The sequence below is a fragment of the Plantactinospora alkalitolerans genome, from assembly GCF_015690345.1.
Classification (GTDB): Bacteria; Actinomycetota; Actinomycetes; order Mycobacteriales; family Micromonosporaceae; genus Plantactinospora; species Plantactinospora alkalitolerans.
The window spans coordinates 1-8,487 of sequence record NZ_JADPUN010000174.1; the positions used below are offsets into that span (position 1 = coordinate 1).

Sequence of the window (8,487 nt, forward strand, 5' to 3'; positions counted from 1 at the left end):
GCGCTCGACGAGATGCTGCTCGACGAGGCGGCCCGGGTGACGGCCGCGAGATCATCGGTGTCGGCCCGCTCGGCGGCACTCGCCGCGGCGGCGGCGACGCTGAGCACGGTCCCCTCCACCGGTCTCGCCACCGCCGCGTACGCCGTGCTACTGGCCGTCCGGAGTGCCGCCGCGAGTGCCCGGCCGCGTACCGCCGGAACGTCGTAGAGGGCGTCGGCCATCCCTCGGAGGATCTGCGAGACGATCACGCCGGAGTTGCCACGGGCGCCCAGCAGCGCGCCCCGGGCCAACAGCCGTAGCACCCGTCCGTGCGGCGAATGTCCGGCGTCGTCCGCGTCGTCCGCGTCGTCCGGGTCATCCGCGTCATCCGCGTCATCGGGGTCATCCGCGTCATCCGGGTCCAGCCGCAGCGCCTGCTCGGCCGAGGTGAGCGTGAGCACCAGATTGGTCCCGGTGTCCCCGTCCGGTACCGGGAAGACGTTGAGCTGGTTGATCTCGTCCTGGTGCCGCTTGAGCGCGGCCAGCCCGGCCACGCACCACCGGCGCAGGGCGGCGGCGTCAAGGGTCTGCAGCACGGCGAGAAGCCTACTGGCGCCCCCTGACCCACCGCTGGCACAGCCGTGCGATCTTCCGCTCCGCGTGGCCGGCGAAGACGCCCGCCGAGCCGGCCCCAGGAACGCGGGTGGAGCCGATTGGCCTGGCGGACCGGGCATCGGGTAACCTGGCCAGGTTGCTGGGCGGCACCCTGCCCGCGACCTGACGAACGATCAATTCCAGGAGTATCCCGTGGCTAGCGTGTGCGACATCTGTGGCAAGGGGCCTGGCTTCGGCCACAACGTGTCCCACTCGCACCGGCGGACCAACCGCCGCTGGAACCCGAACATCCAGTCGGTGCGGACCCCGGCGGGCGGCGGCACGACCCGCAAGCTCCAGGTCTGCACCTCGTGCATCAAGGCTGGCAAGGTCGCCCGCGCCTGAGCACCGCCTGAGCACGTCGTAACGTACCAATAGCCGCCGGGCACCACCCGGCGGCTATTGGCGTGCCCGGAATGCCTTCCGTTCCGGCCTGGCCGAAAGATCCGAGCGAAAGGGCTCAGGGCGAGCAACCTCAGAGCGAACGGGCTCAGAGCGAACGGCCGAAGGACAGGACGTCCGGCTCGTCGCGGTAGAAACCGAAGTCCTCGATCCGCTCGTACCCACTGCGCTGGTAGAGCGCGATCGCCTCGGGCTGCCGGTCACCACACTCCAGGATCAGCCGGCGCCGGCCGTACCCGCGGGCGGAGCGCTCGACCGCCGCCAGCAGCGACCTGGCGATCCCGCGCCCCCGCGCCGTCGACGCCACGTACAGCCGCTTCAGCTCGGCGACCTCGCCGGAGTTCCCGTGGGAACGCCAGCCGGCGCAACCGACCGGAACGCCATCCAGGTACGCCACCAGGAACGCACCGGACGGCGGGACGAACTCGGACGGCGCGACCGGGGTCTCGTCGCCCTCGCCGCCGTACCGGGTCGCCAGGTCGGCGAGCGCGGCGCCGACCAGTTCCCGCGCCACCGGGGAGTCGTAGCGTTCGGAACGCATCTCCAGCTCACTCACGCGCGCAAGAGTACGACCTTGACCGGTCCTTACCGGCCCCGGGTCCGACCCTGCACGGAGGTGGTCCCAACCGGCGGCCCTTCAGCGGAAGTGGTCCCAACCGGCGGCACCCTTGTACGTCCTTCCGTCCACCGTCACTCCGGCACCGTGCACCACGTGACCTATCAGCCGGAACCCGGTGGGCAACGGCAGGTCCTCCGGAAAGGCCGCGACGATGGCATGGTCGTCGCCTCCGCCGAGCACCCAGCCGAGCGGATCCACCCCGAGGGCGTGCGCCGCGTCCCGCATCTGGTCCGGCACCTCGAACGCCGCGCCGAGCAGGTCGATCCCGACCCGGCTCGCCGCCGCCACGTGACCGAGATCGGCGAGCAGTCCGTCCGACACGTCGATCATCGCGGTGGCGCCGTGCCGAGCCGCCTGTGGACCCGCCCCGTACGGCACCTCGGGTCGCCGGTACGCCTCGACCAGCACCTTCGGGGTACGGAATCCGCGGGACAACACGGTGTACCCGGCGGCGGCGTACCCGAGGCGTCCGGCGAGTGCGACGACGTCACCGGCGCGCGCGCCGCTGCGTACCACCGGGGCACGACCCCCGAGGTCGCCGAGGGCGGTGACCGCGATGGTCAGGGTGGGACTGGCGGACATGTCCCCGCCGACCACGCTCGCACCCACCCGGGCGGCCTCGGCGGCGAGACCGTCGGCGAGTTCCTCGGCCCACTGCGCCTCCAGGTCCGGCGGCATGCAGAGGGCTACCAGCAGAGCGGTCGGCACCGCGCCCATCGCCGCGATGTCGGCGAGGTTCGCCGCCGCCGCCCGATGTCCGATGTCCACCGCAGTCGCCCAGTCCCGCCGGAAGTGCCGCCCCTCGACCAGTACGTCCGTGGAGGCGACCACCCGGCCGTCCGGGGCGTGCACCACCGCCGCGTCGTCGCCGGGCCCGAGCAGTGTGGCGTGCCCGCTGGCCAGCCGTGCCGTCACCCGGGCGATCAGACCGAACTCGCCGGCCCGTGCGACGCTCACGCCTGCCCCCGACCGCACTGGTCGCCGGACAGGAGCCGGCATCTTCCCGGCCCGGTCACGCACACACCGAGCCGGACGATTCGATCGCTCATCGTGTCTCCCTTGACCACCGATCGGGATCCGACCTGCTCCGTACGGTATTTTCACGGTCGAGCCGCTCGGCGGCGGACGGGAGGCGGGTCGTGGTCCAGGCGTACATCCTCATCCAGACCGAGGTCGGAAAGGCACGTGACGTGGCCGCGCACATCTCGGATATTGCCGGAGTCGTCCGGGTCGACGCGGTCACCGGCCCGTACGACGTGGTCGTGCTCACCGAGGCGCACACCGTGGACGAGCTCGGCAAGATGATCGTCAGCAAGGTGCAGTTGGTGCCGGGCATCACCCGCACGCTGACCTGCTCGGTGGTGCGGCTGTAGATGGAACGCACCACGATGCCGGGGCAGCCGGAGGCGTCCCGGCCCGAGTCGGCCACCACCACCGACCCCGGCGAGCGGACGGAGCGGCGTGGCCCGGACCGGACCACCCGACAGGCCGCGCTGTGGGCGACGGTGGTCGCCCTGCCGCTGACCGCCCTCGTCGCGGTGCTGGTCTTCGGACAGCTCAACCCGGACCCGGTGGCTCCGCCCGAGCCGTCGCCCAGTTCGGCCCGTCCGCAGTCGACCGCGCCGGTCGAGATGGCCGCGCCGGCACTGGCCGAACGACCGGCCACCGTCTGCCGGGCCCTGCTGTCCCGGCTGCCGGCCTCGATCCGCGACCTCGGCCAGCGCCCGGTGACGGCCGGACCGGAGCAGAACGCCGCGTACGGTGATCCGGCTCTCACCGTGACGTGCGGAGTGCCGAAGCCGACGGTCGCGCCGACCGCGGACGTGTGGATGGTCAACAAGGTCTGTTGGCTCACCGAGCACGGCGACGCCGGCCTGGTGCTGACCACTGTGGACCGCGAGGTGCCGGTGCGGCTCGTCGTACCGCAGGGGCAGGAGCAGACTATCCAGTGGGCCGCCCCGGTGTCCGAGTCGCTGATCGCCTCGGTGCCGTCGGTGCCGGACGTCCCGACCGGCTGCGTCGGGGGCTGACAACCGCCGTGACCGACGCGCCGTCGCGGGTGCGCCGGCCGCCCGGCGGAGCATTCGTTCGTCAATGCAGGCCGGTACCCCGACGCAAGGCGGTCCGGATCAGCCGGTTCACCAGCTTCGGATACTCCAACCCGGTCGCGGCCCACATCTGCGGGAACATCGACCTCGGGGTGAACCCCGGCATGGTGTTGATCTCGTTGAGATAGACGTCCAGATCCGGGGTGACGAAGAAGTCGACCCGGGCCAGCCCGGCACAGTCCAGCGCGGTGAAGGTACGGCAGGCGTACTCCTGCACCTGCCGGGTCACCCGGTCCGGCAGGCCGGCGGGAATGACGTACTCGGAATTCTCGTCGAGATACTTCGCCTCGAAGTCGTAGAAGTCGCGTTCGGCCACCTTCACCTCGGCCAGCAGCGATGCCTCGGGGCCGCCGCCGGCCTCCGCCTCCAGCACCCCGCACTCGATCTCCCGGCCGACGATCGCGGCCTCGACCAGCACCTTCGGGTCGATCTGCCGCGCCAGCGCGACCGCCTTGTCCAGGTCGTCCCAGTCGGAGACCTTGCTGATCCCGACCGAGGAGCCGGCCCGGGACGGCTTGACGAAGACCGGAAGTCCGAGCCGCTGCTTGTCCTCCTCGGTCAGGCTGACCCCGTTGCGCAGCACCACGTACGGGCCGACCGGGATCCCCTCGGCCATGGCGAGCTTCTTGGTGAACTCCTTGTCCATCGCCGCCGCCGAGGCGAAGACGTTGGCACCGACGTACGGAATGCCGGCCATCTCCAGCAGTCCCTGGATGGTGCCGTCCTCCCCGTAGGCGCCGTGCAGTGCCGGGAACACCACGTCGACGTCGGCCAGCGCCTGGGGCCCCTCGGCGGGATCCAGCATCATCAGCCCGCCGCCGGTCGGGTCGGCCGGCAGCACGACACTCGAGCCGGCGGCCGCGGTGATCTCCGGCAACTGGCGCTCCGTGATGGCGAACCGGGCTGGGTCACCGTCGGTGAGGACCCACTGACCGGCCCGGGTGATGCCCACCGGGACCACGTCGTACTCGTCCGGGTCCAGCGCGGCGAGGATGCTGCCCGCGCTGACGCAGGAGATCGCGTGCTCGGTACTGCGCCCGCCGAAGACGACGGCCACGCGGGTCTTGCCTGGGGTGGTCACTCCGGTCACCTTTCGTTCGCGTCACCGCTTGTTCGCGTCACCGCTCGGGCCTCGCACCGTTCCGGCGCGGCGGACGCCGATCGCCACCTGGATCTCGATCGCGACCGCTCACACCACAACCACGGAAGGTACCCGCCGGGGGCGCCGCCTCGCTCCTCGTACGCCCACCGGGGTGACCCTACTCTGCGTGGCCAACTTCCGGGTCTACACCCCTTTTCAGGAACGGGAAACCACCGCCGGGGAAGTAGAACGAACACGATACGTAGGCGGTTGCGAACTGTGGCCGAAGCGACTGGAGCGCCCTGAGGTGCCGCTGCGTCGTCGTGGTTGGCGCGGGCCGTCTAGGCTCCTCGTCTTGTGAGTTCCGATTCGGTTATCGAGAGCCTGACTGTCGCGGTGAGCGCCAATCCCGAGGACGTTCCGCTGCGACTCCATCTGGCGGGGCTGCTGCTCGACGCGGGTCGGCCCGCCGAGGCCATCGCGCAGGTCGGGCAGGCACTCGCCCGGAACCCCGCCGACGCCGCGGCGCAGTCACTGATGCAGCGGGCGCTCGGCGGCGGACCGGCAACGGACCGGGCGGTCGGATCGAGCGCACCCGGGCCGGCCAGCGGGCCGACTGCCGGGGCTCCCACCGGATCGACGGCCGACGCGCCCGGACCGGGCGGCACGGCGGGACCGGGCGGCACGACGGGACCGGGCGGCACGACGGGACCGGGCGGCACGACGGGACCCGGCTTCCCGCCGCCGACCGACGATCCGCTGGCCGCCTACGAGAGCGAACTCGCCGACGTGGTGCCGCCCCGTTTCGCGTCGGCCGGCGACGAGCCGGAGCCGGTGGTCGGGAACGCCGACCGGATGTTCGACGTGGAGACCTCGACGATCCGGCTCCGCGACGTCGGCGGGATGACCGACGTCAAGGAGCGCCTGGAACTAGCCTTCCTCGGCCCGCTGCGCAACCCGGAACTGCGCAAGTTGTACGGCAAGAGCCTGCGCGGCGGCCTGATGCTGTACGGCCCGCCCGGCTGCGGCAAGACGTTCCTGGCCAAGGCGATCGCCGGGGAGATGGGGGCGAAGTTCATCTCGTTGTCCATCGTGGACGTGCTGGACATGTGGATCGGGAACTCCGAGCGGAACCTGCACGAGTTGTTCCAGGCGGCTCGGCGCAGCGCGCCGTGCGTACTCTTCCTCGACGAGGTGGACGCCCTCGGGCACAAGCGGTCCAAGGTGACGTCGAGCAACATGCGGACGCTCGGCAACCAACTACTCGCCGAACTCGACGGGGTGGAGGGCAACAACGAGGGCGTCTTCGTGCTGGCCGCCACGAACACGCCGTGGGACGTCGACGCCGCGCTACGCCGTCCGGGCCGACTCGACCGGGTGGTGCTGGTACTGCCGCCGGACGCCCCGGCCCGGACCTCGATCCTGGAGTACCACCTGCGGGACCGGCCGATCGCCAACATCGACGTACGCCGGGTCGTCGGTGCCACCGAGGACTTCTCCGGCGCCGACCTGGCCCACCTCTGCGAGTCCGCCGCCGAGTACGCGATGGCCGACTCGATCCGTCGCGGCGAGGTACGGATGATCGAGCAGCGCGATTTCGACCGGGCGCTGAAGGACGTGCGCCCCTCGACGAAGCCGTGGTTCTCCACCGCCCGCAACGTGGCGATGTTCGCCAACGAGGGTGGCACGTACGACGACCTGGTGGCCTATCTGAAGCGGCGGAAGATGCTCTGATCCGCGTTCACTCGAAGCTCGAGCGTCGCCGACCGACGGCGAGCACCTTGACCCGCTGCCGCCCCGCCCGGACCATGCCCAGGGCCGCGAAGGCGGCGGCGATCCGCTCGGCGGCCTCCCGGCTGGTGGCACCGACGACCTGACGGCGACGCTCCGGCTCGATCCGCTCGTCCCGGCCCTCCTTGGACAGCGGTCGCACGTCGGTGAGCACGATGAGGAAGCGGGTCACCAGGACCGCCCCGCACACCGCTCGGCGGGGAAGCCCCGCCGTCCGTCCGGATCCCGCTGGACCTGCCGCCCCGGCTGAACCTGCCACCGGCGCCGGGTCTCCCGCCCGCGCCGGGTCTCCCGCCCGCGCTGAACATGCCACCCGTGCCGGGCCTGCCGCCGCTCAGATTCCACGGGACGTCGCCTCCGGCTCGGCCGTCGTGGCGGCCAGCCCGCCCCAGCGGTCCCGACAGACATAGGCCAGATCGGCGTGGATCCAGGCACCCTCGTTGTCCCTCAGTACGGGTCTGGCACACCAACGACACCGGGAAACCCGAGGCCAGCACGGGCTCGCGGTCATCTGTCACCTCCAGGTCCGCAGGCTGGCGGGAGGGACACGGCGATCGGTACGGGAATTCCGATCGCCGTGCGCCTCATTCCCCTTCGGTCACCCACAGCCACCGTCGACACGACCACCGGCAGTAAGGACGTGATGACAGATTGCCAGTTGTGAACGCGTGAATGCAACTCTCACGGGCGTTCTCTCATGCACGCTTTCCCGCCAACATGTGACAGTATCGATGCATGGCTCCGAAGTCGTTCCGCGCCCGCCGCCTCGGCATAGCCCTACGCCATGCCCGCGAGGCGGCCGGGCTCACCCTCGAACAGGCCGCTGACGAGATCAACAGCACCCGCAGCACGCTCTCCCGTTACGAGAACGCGCAGACGATGGTCAGCCCGGCTTCGGTACGCGCACTGCTCACGCTCTACAAACGGCCGGAGAACGAGTTGGAGGACATGATCCAGCTCGCCAAGGAGGCCCGGAAGCCGGGCTGGTGGGTGTCCTACTCGTACATCCTGGACCGTCGCACCATCGACTTCATCGCGGTCGAGGCCGAGGCCACCGCGATCGCGAACTTCGAGCCCTCGATCGTGCCGGGGCTGCTCCAGACCACGGAGTACATCCGGGCGATCATGCGAGGCGGCCCGCACACCCTGGGCGACGAGGAGGTGGAGCAGCGGGTCCAGATCCGGATCGGCCGGCAGGAACGGCTGAAGGAGTCCGATCCACCGATCTTCGACGCCATCGTCGACGAGGGCGCGCTGCTACGCCCGGTCGGCGGCGAGGCCGTGATGGCCGCCCAACTGCACAGCCTGCTCAAGATGTCCGAACTGCCGAACGTGACCATCCAGGTCATCCCCCTCAAGGCCGGCTACCACCGGGGCACCCGTGGCTCCCTCCACATCCTCGAGTTCGCCGATCCGGAGGACCCGACCCTCGCCTCGGTCGAGACGGTCGCCGGGCAACTGATCCTCGACCGGCCGCACGACCTGCGGACCTGCGCGAAGATCATGGAACACCTGCGGGCCGTCGCGCTGAGTCCCGCGGAGAGCCGCGACACCATCAACCGCCTCCTGAAAGGACTGTGAGATGTCACCGGAGACGACCGTACCGACGACCGTACCGCTGGCCAGTGCCTCCTGGCGGAAGAGCACCCACAGCGGCGACCAGGGCGCCTGCGTCGAGTTCGCCCTGCTCGCCGATCCCGCCCCCGACACCACCATCGCGATCCGCGACTCCAAGGACACCACCGGCCCCGTACTGACCTTCTCTCCGGCCGCCTGGACCGCATTCACCACCGCGCTGCCCGCCTCCCCCAATCTCCCCTGACCAGGGGGAGGCCGGCGGCGCGGTGGTGAAT

General features: G+C 70.9%; 11 protein-coding genes. 6 read left to right on the forward strand and 5 right to left on the reverse strand.

The features are described from left to right. Positions 1-575: DAK2 domain-containing protein (locus I0C86_RS18335; RefSeq protein ID WP_196202468.1), on the reverse strand; the 575-nt coding region annotated here is incomplete at its 3' end. 211 nt (positions 576-786) lie between these two features. On the opposite strand from I0C86_RS18335, the gene rpmB reads away from it, so the two are divergent. Then, positions 787-978 (forward strand): 50S ribosomal protein L28, encoded by a 192-nt coding sequence (gene rpmB, locus I0C86_RS18340; RefSeq protein WP_123555573.1) that lies wholly within the window; start codon positions 787-789, stop codon positions 976-978. 145 nt (positions 979-1,123) lie between these two features. Here the strand turns inward: rpmB and I0C86_RS18345 are convergent, their stop codons facing one another. Further along, positions 1,124-1,576 (reverse strand): GNAT family N-acetyltransferase, encoded by a 453-nt coding sequence (locus I0C86_RS18345; RefSeq protein WP_230394361.1) that lies wholly within the window; start codon positions 1,574-1,576, stop codon positions 1,124-1,126. Between the two features lie 96 nt (positions 1,577-1,672). Beyond that, on the reverse strand, positions 1,673-2,653 hold the full coding sequence (locus I0C86_RS18350) for a thiamine-phosphate kinase (protein ID WP_196202470.1): 981 nt from the start codon (positions 2,651-2,653) through the stop codon (positions 1,673-1,675). 140 nt (positions 2,654-2,793) lie between these two features. Between I0C86_RS18350 and I0C86_RS18355 the strand changes: the two genes are divergently transcribed. Both I0C86_RS18355 and I0C86_RS18360 read left to right on the forward strand, forming a co-directional pair. After that, positions 2,794-3,027, forward strand: a complete 234-nt coding sequence (locus I0C86_RS18355) for an Lrp/AsnC ligand binding domain-containing protein (RefSeq protein ID WP_196202471.1) — start codon at positions 2,794-2,796, stop codon at positions 3,025-3,027. Continuing rightward, positions 3,028-3,684 carry a DUF3515 family protein gene (locus I0C86_RS18360; protein WP_196202472.1) on the forward strand — a complete coding sequence of 219 codons (657 nt, stop codon included), beginning with the start codon at positions 3,028-3,030 and terminating at the stop codon, positions 3,682-3,684. A 61-nt stretch (positions 3,685-3,745) separates the two neighbouring features. Here the strand turns inward: I0C86_RS18360 and I0C86_RS18365 are convergent, their stop codons facing one another. Next, positions 3,746-4,843 (reverse strand): D-alanine--D-alanine ligase family protein, encoded by a 1,098-nt coding sequence (locus tag I0C86_RS18365; protein WP_196202473.1) that lies wholly within the window; start codon positions 4,841-4,843, stop codon positions 3,746-3,748. A gap of 357 nt (positions 4,844-5,200) precedes the next feature. On the opposite strand from I0C86_RS18365, the gene I0C86_RS18370 reads away from it, so the two are divergent. Continuing rightward, positions 5,201-6,577 carry an ATP-binding protein gene (locus I0C86_RS18370; RefSeq protein ID WP_196202474.1) on the forward strand — a complete coding sequence of 459 codons (1,377 nt, stop codon included), beginning with the start codon at positions 5,201-5,203 and terminating at the stop codon, positions 6,575-6,577. Between the two features lie 7 nt (positions 6,578-6,584). Here the strand turns inward: I0C86_RS18370 and I0C86_RS18375 are convergent, their stop codons facing one another. Next, the gene (locus tag I0C86_RS18375; protein WP_407676316.1) at positions 6,585-6,893 is read right to left on the reverse strand and encodes a hypothetical protein; all 309 of its coding nucleotides are present in this window, start codon (positions 6,891-6,893) and stop codon (positions 6,585-6,587) included. 476 nt (positions 6,894-7,369) lie between these two features. Here I0C86_RS18375 and I0C86_RS18380 point away from each other — a divergent pair, with 476 nt between their 5' ends. Together I0C86_RS18380 and I0C86_RS18385 are read left to right on the forward strand one after the other, a co-directional pair. Next, positions 7,370-8,215, forward strand: coding sequence for a helix-turn-helix domain-containing protein (locus I0C86_RS18380; RefSeq protein WP_196202476.1), 846 nt, complete (start codon positions 7,370-7,372; stop codon positions 8,213-8,215). 1 nt (position 8,216) lies between these two features. After that, positions 8,217-8,456, forward strand: coding sequence for a DUF397 domain-containing protein (locus I0C86_RS18385; protein WP_196202477.1), 240 nt, complete (start codon positions 8,217-8,219; stop codon positions 8,454-8,456). Positions 8,457-8,487: the final 31 nt, after the last annotated feature.